Below are 17,779 nucleotides of genomic sequence, written 5' to 3'. Positions count from 1 at the left end.
ACCGGGTGTATTTTTGTCCAGAAGGCGCGGTAAATCGCAGCGTGAGACGTCAATGGTCGTCCGATTTGGCCCACGAATTCCGACAACCGCCCTGGCGAAATGTTTCCGGCTCAAAACGACACTAATATTGTGATCTATGATGTGAGAACTCATCGCCAGTTTGGAACACGGGAACCTGTTGTCATTGACCCCTGCCGACAGCAGAGTTGTCAAGCTACGACAGGCTACCGCTTGTTCCGTTGCAAAACCCCGGTTCCCCGATGTGTCGCTGCGCTGATGACGACCTGCCAACCGTCGCCGGCGAAGGGCGCTGTTTCACCACGCCCGTCTTCGAACCGGAGGGCGTCGAGGCGCTTCAGACGGATGTCGCCAGCAAAGCCGGCGGTCAGGGCGACGAGAAGGTCGACGCCGTCCGAAAGCGCGATGTCGGTCGCGACCCGGTGCAGCGTCGCGGTCGGGCCGCCACGCCGGACCATAACGTTCAGGTCCTGGACCGGCTCGATGACCTCGGCCCTACATGCAAGGTCGCCGGGAAAGGCGAACGGTCCGCAGGAGGGATCGAGCTCCACCGACGGACGCCCGTCGAACGACAGCCGCATGGCTCCTTCAAGCACTACGAGCTGGCGATCCACCCCTGGGAATGTGGAGAACGCCCCGCTGGCGTTGACGGTCGCCACGCTCACACGCCAGTCGAAATCGAACCCCGCGCCTTGAGGGTGGACAGCGATCTCCTGGGTTGTTCCGCCCCCGTCCTTCCAGGCGACGGCCGTCCGGGCTAGGGCGGGGAGGAACGCCGCTCTCATCCCAGGATGCCGGGCAGGTCGAGGCCCTGCTGACGGGCGGAGTCGATCGCCAGGTCGTATCCCGCATCGGCGTGTCGCATGACGCCGGTGGCGGGGTCATTCCAGAGCACGCGTTCGATCCGCTTGGCGGCGGCTTCGGTGCCGTCGCAGACGATGACCATTCCGGCATGCTGCGAAAAGCCCATGCCCACACCGCCGCCGTGGTGAAGCGAGACCCAGGTGGCCCCGGACGCCGTGTTCAGCAGCGCGTTCAGCAGCGGCCAGTCCGACACCGCGTCCGAGCCGTCGCGCATCGCCTCGGTCTCGCGATTGGGCGAGGCGACGGAGCCGGAATCCAGATGATCGCGCCCGATCACGATCGGCGCCTTCAGCTCGCCCGACGCCACCATCTCGTTGAAAGCCAGGCCCAGTCGGTGCCGATCGCCCAGTCCGACCCAGCAAATGCGCGCCGGCAGGCCCTGGAACTTGATCTTGCGGGCGGCCATGTCGAGCCAGGTGTGCAGGTGGGGATTGTCGGGGATCAGCTCCTTCACCTTGGCGTCGGTGCGGGCGATGTCCTCCGGATCGCCCGACAGCGCCACCCAGCGAAACGGCCCGATCCCGCGGCAGAACAGCGGGCGGATGTAGGCCGGCACGAAGCCCGGGAAGTCGAAGGCGTTCTCCACGCCCGCCTCCTTGGCCATCTGGCGGATGTTGTTGCCGTAGTCGACGGTGGGCACGCCGGCCGCCTGGAAGTCGAGCATGGCCTGGACATGCTCGGCCATCGACGCCTTGGCGGCTTCCTCCACCGCCTTGGGGTTCTGCTCGCGCGCGCCGAACCAGCGCTCCAGGCTCCAGCCCTTGGGCAGGTAGCCGTTGATCGGGTCGTGGGCCGAGGTCTGGTCGGTCAGCAGGTCGGGCCGCACGCCGCGCTTGAACAGTTCGGGCAGCAGCTCGGCGGCGTTGCCGAGCAGGCCGACCGAGACCGGAGCCTTGTCGCGACAGGACTGCTCGATAATGGCCAGCGCCTCGTCCAGGGTCTCGGCCTTGCGGTCGAGATAGCCGGTGCGCAGACGCATCTCGATGCTGGAGGGCTGGCATTCGATGGCCAGACACGAGGCGCCCGCCATCACTGCCGCCAGGGGCTGCGCTCCGCCCATGCCGCCGAGGCCCGCCGTCAACAACCAGCGGCCCGACAGGTCCCCGCCGTAGTGCTGGCGCCCCATCTCGACAAAGGTCTCGTAGGTGCCCTGAACGATGCCCTGGGCGCCGATATAGATCCACGAGCCGGCGGTCATCTGGCCGTACATGGCCAGTCCCTTGCGATCGAGCTCGTTAAAATGGTCCCAGGTGGCCCAGCGCGGCACCAGGTTGGAGTTGGCGATCAACACGCGGGGGGCGTCGGCGTGGGTGCGGAACACGCCCACCGGCTTGCCTGATTGCACCAGCAGGGTCTCGTCGTCGCCCAGCCGGCGCAGGGTCTCGACGATCTTGTCGAAACTCTCCCAGTCGCGCGCCGCCCGGCCGATGCCGCCATAGACCACCAGCTCCTCGGGGCGCTCGGCCACGTCGGGGTCCAGGTTGTTCATCAGCATCCGCAGGGGGGCTTCGGTCAGCCAGCTCCGCGCGGTGCGCTCGGTTCCCGTGGCGGCGCGGATGGTGCGGGTCTTGTCGAGGCGGGTAATGGGCTCAGCTCCGCGTAAAGGTCAGGCAGGCCTGGAGGACGTCGGTCAGGGTCGCGCGCAGCGGCGCGGCCTGGTCGGGGCGGTAGGGTGCGGGCCAGCTTTGCGGCGTGGGCAGGACGTCGGGATCGTCCATGTAGCCGCGACAGGCCAGCTCCATCTGGATGGCGTGGACGCCGTCGCCGGGCTGGCCGTAATGGCGGGTGGTCCAGCCGCCCTTGAACCGGCCGTTGGTCGCCCGGCTCAGCCCCGAGGCGTCGCAGGCCGCCTCGACCGCCGCCGTCAACGCCTCGTCGCAACTCGCGCCGCTGTTGGCGCCGAGGTTGAACTGGGGCAGCTCGCCCTCGAACAGGCGCGGCATGCGCGAGCGGATCGAGTGGGCCTCATAGAGCACCACCCGGGGATGATCGGCCCTCAGGCGTACGATCTCGGCGGCGAGGGTGGCGTGGTAAGGCGCGAACCAGGTCTCGCGACGCGTGGCGATCTCCGCATCGTCGGGTTCGGCGCCGGGACGGTAGAGCGGCTCGCCATCGAAGGTTTCAATCGGACAGAGCCCTGTGGTGGTCTGGCCGGGATAGAGCGAGGCGCCGCTCGGGTCGCGGTTGACGTCGATCACCGTGCGCGAGATCGTCGTGCGCACCGTCGTCGCGCCGAGCCCGGCCGCGAAGTCATACAGCCGCTCGATATGCCAGTCGGCGTCCTTGCGTCCCAGCCAAGGCGAGACCAGCCGCGCCTCGATCTCCGCCGGGATTTCGGTCCCGGTGTGCGGGATGCTGACGATCAGCGGGGCGTCGCCGCGATGGATTTCGAGCCAGGACGGGATCATCGGGCGATCCAGGGCAAATGAGCCTCCCCGGCCGCCGTGGCGACCTGTCCGCTGGCGACCAGCTGGATCGCCGCCGCCATGTCGGGATGGAACAGACGGTCGTCGTCCAGATGCGGGACCACCTTGCGGACCAGCCCTCGCACGCCTTCGAGCGCCGCGCTGGAGGCCAGGCCCGTATGGAAGTCGCAGCCCTGGGCGGCGGCCAGCAGCTCGATCCCGATCACCGCGACCGCATTCTCCACCATGCCCATCAGGCGCCGTGCGCCATGGGCGGCCATGGAGACGTGGTCCTCCTGGTTGGCGGAGGTGGGGATGGAGTCGACGCTGGCGGGATAGGCCCGCTGCTTGTTCTCCGACACCAGGGCGGCGGCGGTGACCTGGGGGATCATGAAGCCGGAGTTCAGGCCCGGCTTGGGCGTCAGGAAGGCCGGTAGGCCCGACAGGGCCGGGTCGACCAGCATGGCCGTGCGCCGCTCCGACAGCGAACCGATCTCGCACACCGCCAGCGCGATCATGTCGGCGGCGAAGGCCACCGGCTCGGCGTGGAAGTTGCCGCCCGACAGCGCCTCGCCCGTATCGGCGAAGATCAGCGGGTTGTCGGTGACGCCGTTGGCCTCCGTCGCCAGCGTGTCGGCGGCCTGGCGTAATACATCGAGCGCCGCGCCCATCACCTGGGGCTGGCAGCGCAGGCAGTAGGGGTCCTGCACGCGGGTGTCGTTGACCAGGTGCGAGGCGCGGATCGCCGAGCTATCCATCAGTCTGCGGAGCGCATCGGCGGCTTCGATCTGGCCGCGGTGGCGGCGCACGGCGTGGATGCGCGGATCGAACGGCGCGTCGGAACCCTTGGCCGCCTCGGTCGAGAGCGCGCCGGTCACAAGCGCGGAGCGGAACAGCACCTCCGCCTCGAACAGGGCCGCCAGCGCGAAGGCGGTGGAGAACTGGGTGCCGTTGAGCAGGGCCAGACCCTCCTTCGGTCCCAGCACCAGGGGCGTCAATCCCGCACGCGCCAAGGCGGTGGCGGCGGGCAGGCGCTGGCCTTCGAAGGCCGCGTCGCCCTCGCCGATCATGGCGCAGGCCATGTGCGCCAGGGGCGCCAGATCGCCCGAGGCGCCGACCGAGCCCTGGGCCGGGATGATCGGAATCACGCCCTTGACCAGCATCGCCTCCAGCAGGGCGACGGTCTTGGGCTGCACGCCGGAAAAGCCCTGGGCGAGGCTGGCGAGCTTGAGCGCCATCATCAGCCGCACCACCGCCACCGGCGACGGCTCGCCAACCCCCGCGGCGTGGGACAGGACAATATTGCGCTGCAGCTGCTCCAGGTCCTCGGGGGCGATGCGCACGCTCGCCAGCTTCCCGAAGCCGGTGTTGACGCCGTAGACCGGCTCGCCGTGCGACAGGATCGCCGCGACGGCCTCGGCGCTGGCGGCGACCTTGGGCGCACAGGCCGGGTTCAGGCCGACTCCGGCGCCGCGATAGACCGCCCGCCACTCCGGCAGGGTCACTTCGCCGGGGCGCAGGTTCACGCTGTTCATTGTCCACTCCAGACGCGGGCATGGAGCGGGTTGAGCCCCATGCGGTAAACGAGTTCGGCCGGGCGCTCGACGTCCCAGATCGCCAGGTCGCAGCGCTTGCCCGCCTCCAGCGTCCCGGTCTCGGCGCCCATGCCGAGCGCGCGCGCCGCCTCGCGGGTGACGCCGGCCAGGCACTCCGGGACGGTCATGCGGAACAAGGTCGCGGCCATGTTCATGACCAGCAGCAGCGAGGTGAGGGGCGAGGTGCCGGGATTGCAATCGGTCGCCAGCGCCATCGGCACACGGGCCGCGCGCAGCGCCTCGACGGGCGGGAGCCGGGTTTCGCGCACGAAATAGAAGGCGCCGGGCAAAAGGGTCGCGACCGTACCGGCCCGGGCCATGGCTTGGACACCCGCCTCGTCCAGATATTCCAGGTGATCGGCCGACAGCGCGCCGAATTCTGCGGCGAGGGCCGCGCCGTTCAGGTTCGAAAGCTGCTCGGCGTGCAGCTTGACCGGTAAGCCGTGGGCGCGGGCGGCCTCGAACACGCGCCGGGTTTGGGCCGCGGAAAAGCCGATGCCCTCGCAGAACGCGTCCACGGCGTCGGCCAGGCCCGCGGAGGCCGCCGCCGGGATCATCGCATCGCAGACCAGATCGACATACTGCTCCGGGTTATCGGCGAATTCCGGCGGCAAGGCGTGGGCGCCCAACAAGGTCGTCGTCACCGACACCGGCCGGACCCGGCCCAGGGTCCGGGCGGCGCGGAGGCTCTTCAGTTCGTCGGCCAGCGAGAGCCCGTAGCCGGACTTGATCTCAATCGTGGTCATGCCTTCGGCGATCAGGGCGTCCAGGCGGGGCAAGGCGGTGGAGACCAAGGCCGCTTCGTCGGCCACGCGCGTGGCTCGCATGGTGGAAAGGATCCCACCTCCGCTAAGCGCAATCTCCTCATAGCTCGCACCTGCAAGGCGCCGCTCGAACTCCTGGGCGCGGTCGCCGCCGTAGACGAGATGGGTGTGTGGGTCGATCAGCCCCGGAGTGACCCAGCGCCCCTCGCCGTCGATCGACTCCTCGGCCTCCAACGCGGGCGCCTCTCCCGCCGGACCGGCGTACAGGATGCGACCGCCCCGGGCCGCGATAAGCCCGTCTTCGACGATCCCGAGGCCGGGCAGAGTCGGGGCGAGCGTCGCCATGCGGACATTTCGCCATAACCGCTCGCACCGCATCGCCCGTTTCCTTCGGCGGAGGCGGCCTCTTGCCGCTCGGTTCAATATGTATAGACATATCTGCGAGGCAAGGATTGTCTAGTGACCGAGGCGCACTTCTTTTTTGACCAAGCGCTGACGCCGGCCGGCTGGGCGTCGCAGGTGCGCATGAGCGTGCGCGACGGGCTGATCGTGACCCTTGAGCCGGGATCGCGCCCGGCGCCGGGCGATCGGACCGCGGCCATCGGCCTGCCGGGTCTCGGCAACCTGCATAGTCACGCGTTCCAGCGGGCCATGGCCGGCCTGACGGAAATCAGCGGCTCAGGAGCGGACAGCTTCTGGACTTGGCGAGAGGTGATGTACCGGTTCCTCGGGCGCCTTGATCCTGAGGCGGTGCAGGCGATCGCCGCCATGGCCCAGGTGGAGATGCTGGAAAGCGGCTTCACTCGGGTCGGAGAATTCCACTATCTGCACCACGACGTGGACGGCGCCCCGTACGAGGACCCGGCGGAGATGGGCCGGCGTCTGGCAGCCGCCGCCCAGGAGAGCGGCATCGGCCTAACGCTCCTGCCGGTGTTCTACGCCCACTCGGGCTTTGGCGGCGCCGCGCCCAGTTCCGACCAGAAGCGCTTCCTGCATACGATCGACGGCTATGCCCGCCTGTTGGAGGCCTCCCGCGCCGCCTTGGAGGACCTGCCCGACGGCGTCCTGGGGATTGCGCCCCACAGCCTGCGCGCCGTGACACCGCAGGAGTTGGCGGCGATCACGCCCTTGGCCGACGGCGGTCCCATCCACATCCATGTCGCCGAGCAGCTCAAGGAGGTCGAGGACAGTCTGGCTGTGCTCGGGCGACGGCCGGTGCGCTGGCTGTTGGATCATGCCCAAATCGACGAGCGCTGGTGCTTCGTGCACGCCACGCACTTGGATGACGATGAGGTTCAAGCGCTGGCCCGAAGTGGGGCGACGGCGGGCCTGTGTCCGGTGACGGAAGCTAATCTCGGCGACGGGGTGTTCCCCGCTGACCTTTTCCTGGCCGCCGGCGGCGTCTTCGGCGTCGGCTCGGATTCCAATGTCAGTATCGACGTGGCCGAAGAGTTGCGTCTGCTCGAATACGGCCAGAGGCTGACGCGCCACGGCCGCGCCGTTCTGGCAGGGGGGCCGAAGCGGTCTACAGGCGCGAACCTCTACAAGGTGGCGCTCTGCGGCGGCGCCCGGGCGCTCGACGGCGCCGAGGGTCTTGTCCCTGGCGCCTCGGCGGACTTTCTCACCCTGGACCCAGAGCATCCCAGCCTGGTGGGGCGCAGAGGAGACGCCCTTCTCGACAGCTGGATCTTCGGCGGCGCCCGGGCGGCGATCGACGGCGTGTGGCGCCGGGGCCGTCAAGTGGTGGCTGGCGGCCGCCATCTCGGCCGTGCGACCATAGCCGCGAGCTATGCCGCCACCCTGAGGAGACTACTCGATTGACCGTTCCGCCGCCGCTGCACCAACGTATTCGCAGCGGTATCGAGGCCCGTATCCGCTCCGGACAATGGCCGCCAGGCTATCGGGTCCCGTTCGAGACCGAGCTGATGGCCGAGTATGGCTGCGCCCGGATGACGGTGAACAAGGCCATGGCCGCGCTGGTAGAAGCCGGGCTGATCGTTCGGCGCAAGCGAGCCGGATCGTTCGTGGCCCGGCCCAAGCTCCATGCCCCAGTGCTGCACATTCCCGAAATCCAGACGGAGATTCTCGCCCGCGGCGAGACCTACGCCTTCCGCCTAGTCTCGCGGCGCGTACGCGCGCCACGCACCAAACAGCCCGACGAGGTCCAGTTGGCGGCGGGCGGCCTGCTTGGTGATTGACCGGCGCACCTGGAGGGACGGAGAAAACGTCACTCGGGTGCGGCTCCAGTTCTCCGGCGAGACCTACGATCTGGTGGCCCGCTTCAGGCCGGGTGCCTGATTCCGGCTACGGTTTTGGCATCGGTTCAGCGCCGCCGCCGTCGTGCTGCGCCTTGTAGCGGTGGGATATGCTGACTTCCTCGTAGACGAGGAACGGCCGGAAGCTGACAAATTCCATTTTAGTCTGACAATGCCGCTTGTCCCCTTACAGCGACGACAAGACGGCCGCGCTTTCCCGTTGGTCGGGCGCTCGATGGGGATTACCGTCCAGATATAACAAGAAACGGGTGGGGCGGATGAATACCGGAGTGGTGAATGCTTCTGAGGTGATCGACTCCCGATCGTTGGGGCCCTTTCAGTGGCTCATCCTGATTGGCTGCGGCTTGGTCGCGGCGCTTGATGGCCTGGACACCCAGTGCATCGGCTACACTGCGCCCATGGTTGCGGCGGCGGTCAGGGTGCCCATGCACACCATCGGCCTGATCATCTCGGCGGGCTTGGTCGGCGCCACTATCGGCGCCTTCACTTTCGGCCCGGCGGCCGACCGCTTCGGGCGCAAGTGGCCGCTGGTGCTGTCCTGCACCCTTTTCAGCATCTTCACCTTCACCACCATCTTCGCCCATACGCTGCCGCAGATCCTGGTCATGCGCTTCCTGGCCGGCCTGGGTTTGGGTGGGGCGGCGCCGAGCTTCCTGGCGCTGGGAGGCGAATACTCGCCGCGCAGGCTGCGCGCCATCGTGGTCAGCTCGCTCTACGCCGCCTTCCCGCTCGGCGGGGTGGTGGGCGGCCTAGTCGGCTCCCAGTTGATCACCCACGTGGGCTGGAAGTCGGTCTTCGTGCTGGGGGGCCTCGGCCCGGCGGCCATGGCGGTGCTGGTGGCGACCACCTTCCCGGAATCCCTACGCTTCCTGCTGGCCAAGGGCGAGCGCAGCGCGCGGCTCGGCCAGATCCTGGGGCGCATCACCGGCGAGAACTATGCGGGCGTGACCTTCACCTCCAACGTCGGCCAAGTTGAGCAGGGCTCCGGCGTCGTTCCCCTGTTCACCGAGGGCCGGGCGCTGACCACCCTGGTCCTGTGGGTCCCCTTTTTCACCGCCTTCCAGGCCGTGCTGTGCATCAACACCTTTGCTCCGACGATATTCAAGATCGCGCACATTCCTCTGGCCACCGCGACCTTGATGCTGGTGGCGGGCAATCTCGGCGGCGTCTGCGGCGCGATTGCGGTCGGAGCGGTGATGCGGAAGTACGGCCCGTTCGTGATGCTGGTGCCCTTCATGATCATCGGCGGCATATCGACGGCCCTGCTGGGGTCGCTGACCTATTCCCTGCCGCTGCTGACCGTCGACCTCTTCGTGGAGGGGGTGACGCTGGGCGGCTCGGTGTGCGCCCTGTTCGCCCTGGCCGCCGCCGTCTATCCCACCCGCATGCGCGGCTCGGGGATCGGCTGGGCCAGCGGCATGGGGCGGGTCGGTCAGATCGTCGGGCCGCTGGTGCTGGGAGCCATGGTCGCCCAGCATGCCGGCGTGCCACAGATCTTCTTCGCCATGGGCGCGCCGTCGGTGGTGGGCGGCCTGGCGATCCTGGGCCTCTTGCCCGCACGCAAGCAGATGGACTTCGGCGGCGCCGAACCGGTCGCGGCGCATTGACGGCAACTAGCCCTGGGCCGTCCTGATCCGGCTGGAGCAGAACCGGCAGGGCATGCGCTTTCGGGGCAGTGTCAGACCAAATTCACACATGGTGATTTAAACCGCCCGCCCTCGCCAACGCCTTACGACGTCGATGCTTGCTGCGCCCACCATGCCCGCGAAAACGAGTGTGACGCCAGAGGCCGCCGACTCTTCAGTTTGGTCTGACAATGCCTTCAATCGCATTCGGCGCTCCAAGATTGTCGATTCTCCATGAAACCATTCCGCCGCTGGCGGGCACTCACACGCAGGGAACATCCTGCGATTTCGAGTGGAATATCGATGGGGGCCAATCAGCCTAAGCCGCGTAGCGGGCGCGACAGCGATCAAGCTTTGATGTCGCGTATTCTCGCGCGGGACATGGCGGCGTTCGAAGATCTCTATCGCGTTTACCGCCCGCGCCTCACCCGCTTCCTGTCCAAGCTGCTGCACCGTCCCCAGATGGTCGAGGAGGTGATGAACGACACCCTGATGGTCGTGTGGGATCGCGCCCATTCCTTCAACGGGGCCAGCCAGTTGTCGACCTGGATTTTTGGCATCGCCTATCGCAAGGCGATGAAAGCCTTGCGCCGCCAGGACGATCCGGTGGAGGACCCGTGGGCCGACGCGCGTGTCAGCTCCGAGCCGACGCCCGAAGAGGCGTTGGGCAAACAGCGAGCCCAGACGTTGCTTCTCCACGCCATCGGCCAGTTGTCGCCCGATCACCGCGCGGTCGTTGAGTTCACCTACTTCCATGAGATGGGGTATCGGGAAATCGCGGAGATCATGAGGTGCCCCGTCGATACGGTCAAAACGCGGATGTTTCACGCGCGCCGCAACCTCAAACGTCAGCTAGCCGGTGAACTGGCAGATTGGGTCTAGACCATGACTACAGCCGATATCATCAGCATGAGCCGTGACCCGCATCGGGCCATACAGGAACTTTTGCCCTGGTACGTCACCGGCACGCTCGTCCCTGAGGAGGCGGCCATGGTGGAGGCCCACCTCGCGACCTGTGAGGCGTGTCGCGCCGAACTGGAGACCGATCATGCGTTGGGCGCCATGGCGGCTTCAGCGTCCTTGGACGTGGAGCGGGGTTGGGCCGCACTCAAGACCCGGGTCGAAGGCGACGCGTCGCGCCGGCGTATCAGCCTCCGGCGAAGGGTGGCCGCCCTATCGCATCGCCGGCCCACCTCAGCCAAACCTTCCGCCAGGCGGTCCGGCGGCTGGGCGGTGGCGGCCAATGCCGCGAGCTTGATGCTGATCGCCGGCTTCGCCTGGATCTGGGCGCACCCGCAGCACGCACAGTACCATGTCCTGTCGGCGCCTCAGGTCGCCAGCCCGGGCAACGTGGTGGTCATCTTCAAGCCGACCACGTCCGAACAGGATATGCGGGAGATGCTCCGTGGCGCCAAAGCCCGCCTGGTCGATGGCCCCACCGCGAGCGACGCCTATGTCCTTCACGTGGCGGATGTTGAGCGCGCCGCCAGCCTCACCAAGCTTCGCGCCAACGGCCGGGTGATCCTGGCCGAACCCATCGATGGCGACCGCGGTCGGTGAGACGCCTCGGCCGACGACGATAATGGGTCTGTAGGCTTCGCCTCGCGACACGAGCAAGCGGCCTTACGCGCCTGTTGCGTCGCCGCCAGCGTCATCAGGCTGAGCCTGGAGGAGGCGCGCAAGACCTGGGAACCCGAGAACGGCGCGCCAAAGATCAAGCGCGCCGCCGGTTCGGCAAGCGGCGGGCTGCGCCCGAACCGCTCTCAGTAAGGCTTCAACGCGCCGCGGCCGTCAGCACGCCCCGCATCGTCGAGTGGTATAGGCAGTAGATCTGGTAAGTGCCGTCCTTCTGCAGGGTCAGATTGGCGCTCTGGCCAGGGTTCAGGTGCAGGTCGAAGCTGTGGTCGCGCGCCGTCACCGTGTGGCCGACGGTGTCGTCGTTGACCCAGTGGATGGTGTCGCCGACCTTCAGACCTGTGGGCAGCTTCCCGTAGTCTGCGCCGTTGATGTGGACGGTTATGGTCCGTCCCGGCGGCTGAGCCGCAAGTGCGCCGGCCAGCGCCAGGCCGCCTATCAGGCCCGCGCTCCAGGCCCCAATCTTCAGCTTCGTGTTTCGCGCCACGCATCCCATCCTATGTTCCTTTACCAACCCGGCTGTCCGTTTGGACCCCCGTGAGTGCCGCGTGGGGGCGCAACGGTTTAAGTCTGCGGTCGCCGACGGTGGCGGGCGGCCTACGACTTAAGCGCGCCACCCTGACCGCAGGCCGGAACGAGGGCGCCCAGGCGGATACCTTCCTTCCGATCGAACCGAGACTCGATCCCAGCCGCGTGCGGCTCGCTTGGTGAGCGAGCAAGGCCGGGCGCGTTGAACCGTCCGCAGCGATCCCGGCACTCAGGGATCGACAGCGGGGTGACGCCATGATCTTCAAATCATCTCCGCGCTTGCTTGCGAGCGCGCCCAAACTTAGGAGCGCGCCCGTCGTGCGGGCGGTCTCGTGACCGCGCTCGGCGTCCGCGAGGCGTACCGGCTGTGGGCGCCCACCTATGCCGCCGAGACGGCGATCTCGTCGATCGACGCGGCGCTCGTGGGGGAGCTGACGCCCGACCTCTCGACGGCCCGCTTGCTCGACGCCGGGTGCGGCGAAGGACGCCGGCTGCGCGACACCGGGGCGGCCCGGACGGTGGGCGTCGATCTCAGCCCCGAGATGCTGCAGGCCGGCGTCGGCCTCGACATCGATCGCCCGGGCTTAAGGACGCTCCAGGGCGACGTGCGCGCCTTGCCGCTGCCGGATCGCGCCTTCGATGTCGTCTGGTGTCGCCTGGTCGTCGGCCATCTGCGGGAAATCGAGCAGGCCTACGCTGAGCTTGGCCGCGTCGTCGACCACGGTGGGCTGGTCGTGGTCACCGATTTCCACCCCGAGGCCCAGGCCGCCGGCCACCGCCGCAGTTTCCGCGCCAACGGCCAGGTGCACGAGATCGAGCACTACGTACATACGTTGCAGAGCCACCTTGCGGCGGCCGGCGCCGTGGGCCTGCGCCTGGACGCCCTCCGTGAGGGCTGCGTGGGCCCCGATGTCCGTGAGTTCTACGAGCGGGCCGACCGTCTGGCGCAATACCGCGAGCACGTCGGCCTGCCCGTGGTCCTCGCCCTCGCGTTCCGGCGAGAGGGCTGAGGTGCGGCTCTTGATCAACGCCGGCAACTGTTCCGTCGCCGTGGCCGGCGGCGAGATCGTCGCGGCCGGCGATCGCTTCGACGTGGTGCTCAACATGCCCGACGCCGAGGTCCGGCCGGGCCTGATCAACGCCCACGACCACCTGCACCGCAACCACTACGGCCGCCTCGGCCGGCCGCCCTACCAGAACGCTCCTCAATGGGCGTTGGATATCCAAGGCCGCTATCGGGACCACATAGCGGCGCGTCGCCAGCGACCGCGCCGGGAGGCGCTGGAGGTCGGGGCCTGGAAGAACCTGTTCGCGGGCGTGACCTCCGTGGTCCACCACGACGCCTGGGAAACGGAGTTCGAGCAGGACTTTCCACTGCGCGTGCTCAGGATACGCAACGCTGACTCCGTGTCGATGTCCTCGGACCTCGGGGAGCTGCGCGACGACGGCCTCTTCTGCCTTCACTTGTCCGAGGGGATCGATGGCGTCACGGCGGACGAAGTGCGACGGCTGGCCGAACTCGGCCTGCTGAACGATCGGCTGATCGCCGTGCATGGTCTGGGCATGGACGAGGCGGGCGCGGCCTGTTTTCGCCGGTCGGGCGCGGCCCTCGTCTGGTGCCCCAGTTCGAACCTGTTCCTGTTCGGCCGGACCGCGGGCGAGCCGCTCCTTTGCGAAGGTGTCGATGTGCTGCTGGGCAGCGACTCGCGCCTCACCGGCGCGGGCGACCTGTTGGACGAAATCCGCTGCGCGCGCAGCCTCGGCGTCCTCAGCGACGCACGGCTCGAGGACGCGGTCGGCGCCACGGCGGCGCGGCGTCTTGGTGTCGCCATACCGACGCTCGCGCCCGGCGCCCCGGCCGACCTTGTTCTCCTGACCAAGCCCCTGCTGGAGGCTCGGACGGAGCACGTGGCGCTCGTGCTGGTCGGGGGCGTTCCGCGCGTCGCCCGAGCCGACGTCGCCGCCGCCCTCGGCCCGATCTCGTCGCGTGGCGAGGAGATGCGGGTTGGCCCCGTCACCCGCTGGACGAACCCATTTCCCGTTGGCTCAACACTCACAAGGCCGGTCCCATGAGCTCAAGATTGAACCCTTCCACCGCCCTGAGCGGCGCGGCGAGCGGTCTCGCCCTGACCCTTGCCATGGGCTGGCTCTGCGCAGGCTCGACTGCGCAGGCGCAGGAAACCCCGGTGCCGGCGCAAGGCGCAGCCGCCGATCAGGCCGCCGCGCCGCAGCCAGCCCCGGCCGCGGATCAGCCGCCGGCCCCGCAACCGGGTCCGGCCCCAGCCCAGCCGACGGAGGCCCATCAGAGCCCGCCCTCGGATCAGCAGGCGTCCACGCCGACGGCGAAGCTGCCGTTCACGAACATCAACAACCCCTTCGTGAACGAGCATATGGATCTGCTGTCGACGAACAGCCTCTGGGCGCTGTTCGACGAGCGGCTGGTCGTCGCCAATGGGCAGCCGTCATGGCTCAGCCGCGGCGAAGGCAAGACCGAGTTCCAGGGCAATTCCAAGGGCGGTTATGGGGCTCAGCTCTCGCTCAACGAGGCGGATGTGGTTTACGAACCGCGCTTCACCGACTCGCTGAGCGCCAACATCTCGTGGGCCTGGCAGAACCACCACGAAAACCGCATGGACCTGATGGAGGCATTCCTCAACTACCTGCCGCCCCAGACCGGTCCGGTCGGTTTCCAGCTCCGCGCGGGTCTGATGTGGCCGGAAATCTCGCTCGAACACACGACGGGCGGCGCCTGGAGCGTAGTGAACACCATCACGCCGTCCGCCATCAACACCTGGGTCGGCGAGGAAGTGAAGGTGGTCGGTATCGAGCCGACCCTGCGCTTCGCCCTCGGCGACCAAAACTTCACCACCACCGCGGCCGTGTTCGAATTCAACGATACGGCAGGAACCCTGCTGTCGTTCCGAGGATGGGCGCTCGACACCCTCAAGGCCACCGCCACGTCCGACTTCCCCCTACCGAACCGATCCCCTTTCTTGGACCGGGCCCAGCAGAACGCGACGGAGTCGACGGACAATGTCGACCATAATCCAGGCTGGTACGCCCGAGCCGCCTGGGCCCCTCCCTGGCCGTTCGGCCTGTCGGTGTTCTACTACGACAACCGTGGCAATCCGCAGGTTTTCCAGTCCGACTTGCAATGGGGCTGGCGCACCCGGTTCTGGAACGTCGGCCTGAACGCCGATCTCACGCCCACCACCAAGCTTCTGGCGCAAGGAATGGCCGGCTCGACCATCATGGGCGCCGACACGGACGGGGAACCCTGGGTCCACACCAACTACCAGTCAGCCTATGTGCTGATTACGCAGAAGCTCGGACCGTGGTCCGTCACCGGCCGCGCCGAGACGTTCGCCACCCAGGAGCACGGTAGCGAGATGCCGCCGGGCAGCGGCGAGAATGGCTGGGCGCTGACGGCCGCCGCGCGCATAAACCTGACGCGCAACCTGACCTTCCTGGCCGAGGCCATGAACGTCGAAAGCGATCGCGACAACCGAGTGACCCTCGGCGACCTGGCCTCGCCCTTTGAGAGCCAAACCGTGTTCCAGTTCTCGCTCCGCTACAGGATCTGACCGACCCATCCGCCCTCAGGCGATGAACGGAACGCCCCGTTCATCGCCTGCAGCGGATTTCAGCCGTGTCGTATCTGCCCGGGACCTGGCGTGGGGCGACCGTCTTCGACGGGAAGCCGCGGAGGCTAGAGCGCCTGGCGCGGGACGCCGCCAAATCCGCTGCAGCATCGGCTACACGCGGGCAGCAGCCCGCCCGCCTGGCGCAAGGTGCGCCGGAGCTCGCCAAGGTGTTCGTGGTTCCAGATCGAGGCCAGGCTCTGCTGGCGGATGTTGCCGATCGGAAAGCGGAAGCAGCGGCCATGAACCGGGATCGCCTCGCCGTCGGGATCGATCATCAAGATCCGTGAGGCGTCATGGCAGGTGCGGCCGACAGGAACTTCAGGTCGCCGGTAATAGGTTTCCAGCGCTGCCACGCTCGTCAGGCCGGGCTGGATGAGGACCGGGAAGGGATAGACCTCCCGCTCGATCTCCTGCAGCTCCTCCGCCAGCAGCTCCAGTTCGATCTTGCCAGGATCGGTCAGGAATACATTGGACGCGGTGGCGTGCAGCGCGTGTGCATACTGCGCATTGTGTCGTTCGGCCTGGTCCGCCGTGACGAAATTGTTGTGCAAGAGACCGACCCGCTTCAGAGGCAGGCGGCTCATCTCCCGCAGGAATGGCCGTAACGACCCGACGTTCAGCTCCGTGATCGTGCAATAGACCGAGATATCCGGCGCGCCGGGTTTCATCGCCAGCGCCTCGATGCCGGCGACGGCCCGGGCATAAGAGCCCGAATGCCGGCGGATCTGGTCATGCACGGCCTCGGGGCCATCGAGCGATACGGCGAGATTGCGGCACTGACCGTGGGCGAGGTCTTCGAGATGGCGGGTCAAGAGCAGGCCGTTGGTCGTCACCGACGACTGCAGGCCGCGTTCCCGCGCCATGGCGAGCGCCTCGCCGATCGGCCGCCAGGCCAGGGGCTCGGTAAAGGCGAAGCCCAGGTGCGCGGTTGGGCAGAAGGCGGCCATCTCGTCCACGACATGGCGGAACAGCTCGATCGGCATCGATCGCGTCTTGGCCCCGACTAGGTTGGCGCCGAAATTCGTTTCGCTATTTCCTGTGCCGACGTCGCACATGACGCAGTGCAGATTGCAGAAGTTGTTGACCCCTAGAACGATGTGCGTAGGCCCAAACAGAAGCCGGTCTGGAAATAGCCGTTCGTTGAGCGCGCGCAGACGGGGGTGCGCCGGACGCTTCATCGCCGTGACCCGCCGGAGCGTGTCCGCAAGGGCGATCCTTCCGCACCCTCCGTCGGGACGAGGGTCTTGCCAAGCAGCACGCAGAGGGCCGTGGCCAAGCCGCCTACCGCCAGCCACCACGCCTGCCACTGGCCGAAGCTGACGGCGTTGATGCTCAGATAGGCCATCGCGGTGGCCGCGGCCGTGGCCCCATAGAGCCGGTCTCGCCGCGCGCAATCGCTGATACGCCGCCACAGCCATAGCCAGAAGCAGATCTCGAGCATCGCGCCGGGCAGCCCGAGTTCGTACCACACCTGCAGAGGCGCGCTGTGCGGGTGCAGGGGGATGAGCCCGGGGAAGGTGCGACTGGCGTCCAGACCCGCCCCGCGCGGGAAGGTCCCGGCGAGCTGCTCGGCGACAAAGCTCCAGATGCGCAGGCGATCCGACCACGACGGCGGCAGCGCCGTCTTGAACTGGGCGTAGAGCTGCAGATGGTCTACGGCCAGCATGACCCCGGGAACAGCCAGCAGATAGGCCGCCGTCAGAAGGGCGAGGACGCCGGCCCCTCGCGGTCCCAGCCGAAGCACGAGCAGGAAACTCCCGAGCCCGACCCCCAGCGCCAAGGTGGGCGCGACGCCCCGCAGGACCAGCATGGAGAGCGGGGCAAAGGCCATCAGCACCAGGGCGAGGCGTGGCCGGCCCTGGCGCATAAGCGCCACACCGAGCGGCCAAGCCACCACGGCGACGACGTAGCCGCCCTGGGCCAGGTCGGCGATGAGCCGGTCGAGCCGGACCTGCTGATGGGTGAGGGCGAGTAGGAGGGGATAGAGCTTGATCCCGGTGAGCCCTTCCCCGACCACCACAGGCGTCGCAGCCAGGACGCCGTAGGCGATCCAGCTCAAGGCCTTGCGGGCCGAACGCTCGTCCAGCCGCCTCAATCCTGTGATCAGGGCGGGGCACAAGACGAGCAGGAGCGCCATGTGCCCGATGGTGAAGTGGCTGAACGCCTTGGCGCTGTTGAACACGCGGAGATTGGAGGCCGGCGACCAAGCGATGCTGATCGCCGCCCAGATCACCAGCGCCGCCAGGATGAGTATGCCGCTGACGTCTTCGCGTGTGGGGCGGGCCAACGGCAGGCAGAGCAGGCCGACTATGCCAGCGACCGGCGCGAAGCCCCGCACGCCGAGATACAGGCACAGCGGCGTGCTGACCGCCAGGGCGACGCACAGGCCGAGAAGGACCCGCTGGGTGCGCGCTGGCAAGTCGGC

15 protein-coding genes and 1 pseudogene are annotated in these 17,779 nt (G+C 67.9%); 8 read left to right on the top strand and 8 right to left on the bottom strand.

Features of this window, described 5'->3' with window-relative positions; translation table 11 throughout:
- Positions 1-224 precede the first annotated feature (224 nt).
- The 5 genes from GSQ87_RS09785 to hutI are packed head-to-tail and all read right to left on the bottom strand — an operon-like array spanning position 225 to position 6,024.
- Entirely contained in the window at positions 225-803 is a 579-nt protein-coding gene (locus GSQ87_RS09785) for a HutD family protein (RefSeq protein WP_158915276.1), read from the bottom strand.
- Positions 800-2,467, bottom strand: coding sequence for a urocanate hydratase (gene hutU / locus GSQ87_RS09780; protein ID WP_158917528.1), 1,668 nt, complete (start codon positions 2,465-2,467; stop codon positions 800-802). The genes GSQ87_RS09785 and hutU overlap by 4 nt, the downstream gene beginning before the upstream one ends.
- Before the next feature lie 4 nt (positions 2,468-2,471).
- Positions 2,472-3,290, bottom strand: a complete 819-nt coding sequence (gene hutG / locus GSQ87_RS09775; protein ID WP_174241423.1) for an N-formylglutamate deformylase — start codon at positions 3,288-3,290, stop codon at positions 2,472-2,474.
- The gene (gene hutH / locus GSQ87_RS09770) at positions 3,287-4,822 is read right to left on the bottom strand and encodes a histidine ammonia-lyase (RefSeq protein ID WP_158915275.1); all 1,536 of its coding nucleotides are present in this window, start codon (positions 4,820-4,822) and stop codon (positions 3,287-3,289) included. Before hutH ends, hutG begins: the two co-directional genes overlap by 4 nt.
- Positions 4,819-6,024, bottom strand: a complete 1,206-nt coding sequence (hutI, locus tag GSQ87_RS09765) for an imidazolonepropionase (RefSeq protein ID WP_158915274.1) — start codon at positions 6,022-6,024, stop codon at positions 4,819-4,821. Before hutI ends, hutH begins: the two co-directional genes overlap by 4 nt.
- Before the next feature lie 81 nt (positions 6,025-6,105).
- On the opposite strand from hutI, the gene GSQ87_RS09760 reads away from it, so the two are divergent.
- From GSQ87_RS09760 to GSQ87_RS09740, 5 genes and pseudogenes are all read left to right on the top strand, one after another.
- Positions 6,106-7,467 carry a formimidoylglutamate deiminase gene (locus GSQ87_RS09760; RefSeq protein WP_254062860.1) on the top strand — a complete coding sequence of 454 codons (1,362 nt, stop codon included), beginning with the start codon at positions 6,106-6,108 and terminating at the stop codon, positions 7,465-7,467.
- A pseudogene (locus tag GSQ87_RS09755) lies at positions 7,464-7,944 on the top strand (GntR family transcriptional regulator). The gene GSQ87_RS09760 and the pseudogene GSQ87_RS09755 overlap by 4 nt, the downstream one beginning before the upstream one ends.
- Positions 7,945-8,266: 322 nt before the next feature.
- Entirely contained in the window at positions 8,267-9,529 is a 1,263-nt protein-coding gene (locus GSQ87_RS09750) for an MFS transporter (RefSeq protein ID WP_158915273.1), read from the top strand.
- A 321-nt stretch (positions 9,530-9,850) separates the two neighbouring features.
- Positions 9,851-10,429, top strand: a complete 579-nt coding sequence (locus GSQ87_RS09745; RefSeq protein ID WP_158915272.1) for an RNA polymerase sigma factor — start codon at positions 9,851-9,853, stop codon at positions 10,427-10,429.
- Positions 10,430-10,432: 3 nt separating this feature from the next.
- Entirely contained in the window at positions 10,433-11,107 is a 675-nt protein-coding gene (locus GSQ87_RS09740; protein ID WP_158915271.1) for a zf-HC2 domain-containing protein, read from the top strand.
- 214 nt (positions 11,108-11,321) lie between these two features.
- On the opposite strand, the gene GSQ87_RS09735 is transcribed toward GSQ87_RS09740, so the two are convergent.
- The gene (locus tag GSQ87_RS09735) at positions 11,322-11,669 is read right to left on the bottom strand and encodes a cupredoxin domain-containing protein (protein WP_158915270.1); all 348 of its coding nucleotides are present in this window, start codon (positions 11,667-11,669) and stop codon (positions 11,322-11,324) included.
- A gap of 373 nt (positions 11,670-12,042) precedes the next feature.
- Between GSQ87_RS09735 and GSQ87_RS09730 the strand changes: the two genes are divergently transcribed.
- The 3 genes from GSQ87_RS09730 to GSQ87_RS09720 are packed head-to-tail and all read left to right on the top strand — an operon-like array spanning position 12,043 to position 15,294.
- A complete protein-coding gene (locus GSQ87_RS09730) occupies positions 12,043-12,720 on the top strand; it encodes a class I SAM-dependent methyltransferase (protein WP_158915269.1) in 678 nt (225 codons plus the stop codon).
- A gap of 1 nt (position 12,721) precedes the next feature.
- Positions 12,722-13,783, top strand: coding sequence for an amidohydrolase family protein (locus GSQ87_RS09725; RefSeq protein WP_158915268.1), 1,062 nt, complete (start codon positions 12,722-12,724; stop codon positions 13,781-13,783).
- 8 nt (positions 13,784-13,791) lie between these two features.
- The gene (locus GSQ87_RS09720; RefSeq protein WP_158915267.1) at positions 13,792-15,294 is read left to right on the top strand and encodes a hypothetical protein; all 1,503 of its coding nucleotides are present in this window, start codon (positions 13,792-13,794) and stop codon (positions 15,292-15,294) included.
- A 125-nt stretch (positions 15,295-15,419) separates the two neighbouring features.
- Here GSQ87_RS09720 and GSQ87_RS09715 read toward each other — a convergent pair whose 3' ends face one another.
- Positions 15,420-16,532, bottom strand: a complete 1,113-nt coding sequence (locus GSQ87_RS09715; protein WP_158915266.1) for a radical SAM protein — start codon at positions 16,530-16,532, stop codon at positions 15,420-15,422.
- Positions 16,529-17,773: an O-antigen ligase gene (locus GSQ87_RS09710; protein ID WP_158915265.1), complete on the bottom strand. Its 1,245-nt coding sequence runs from the start codon at positions 17,771-17,773 to the stop codon at positions 16,529-16,531. The genes GSQ87_RS09715 and GSQ87_RS09710 overlap by 4 nt, the downstream gene beginning before the upstream one ends.
- Positions 17,774-17,779: the final 6 nt, after the last annotated feature.

Origin of the sequence: Caulobacter sp. S45, assembly GCF_009765965.1 — a bacterium.
GTDB lineage: Bacteria > Pseudomonadota > Alphaproteobacteria > Caulobacterales > Caulobacteraceae > CAHJWH01.
The sequence above is the reverse complement of the archived record's forward strand: the minus strand, read 5'-3'. Positions and strand labels throughout refer to the sequence as shown.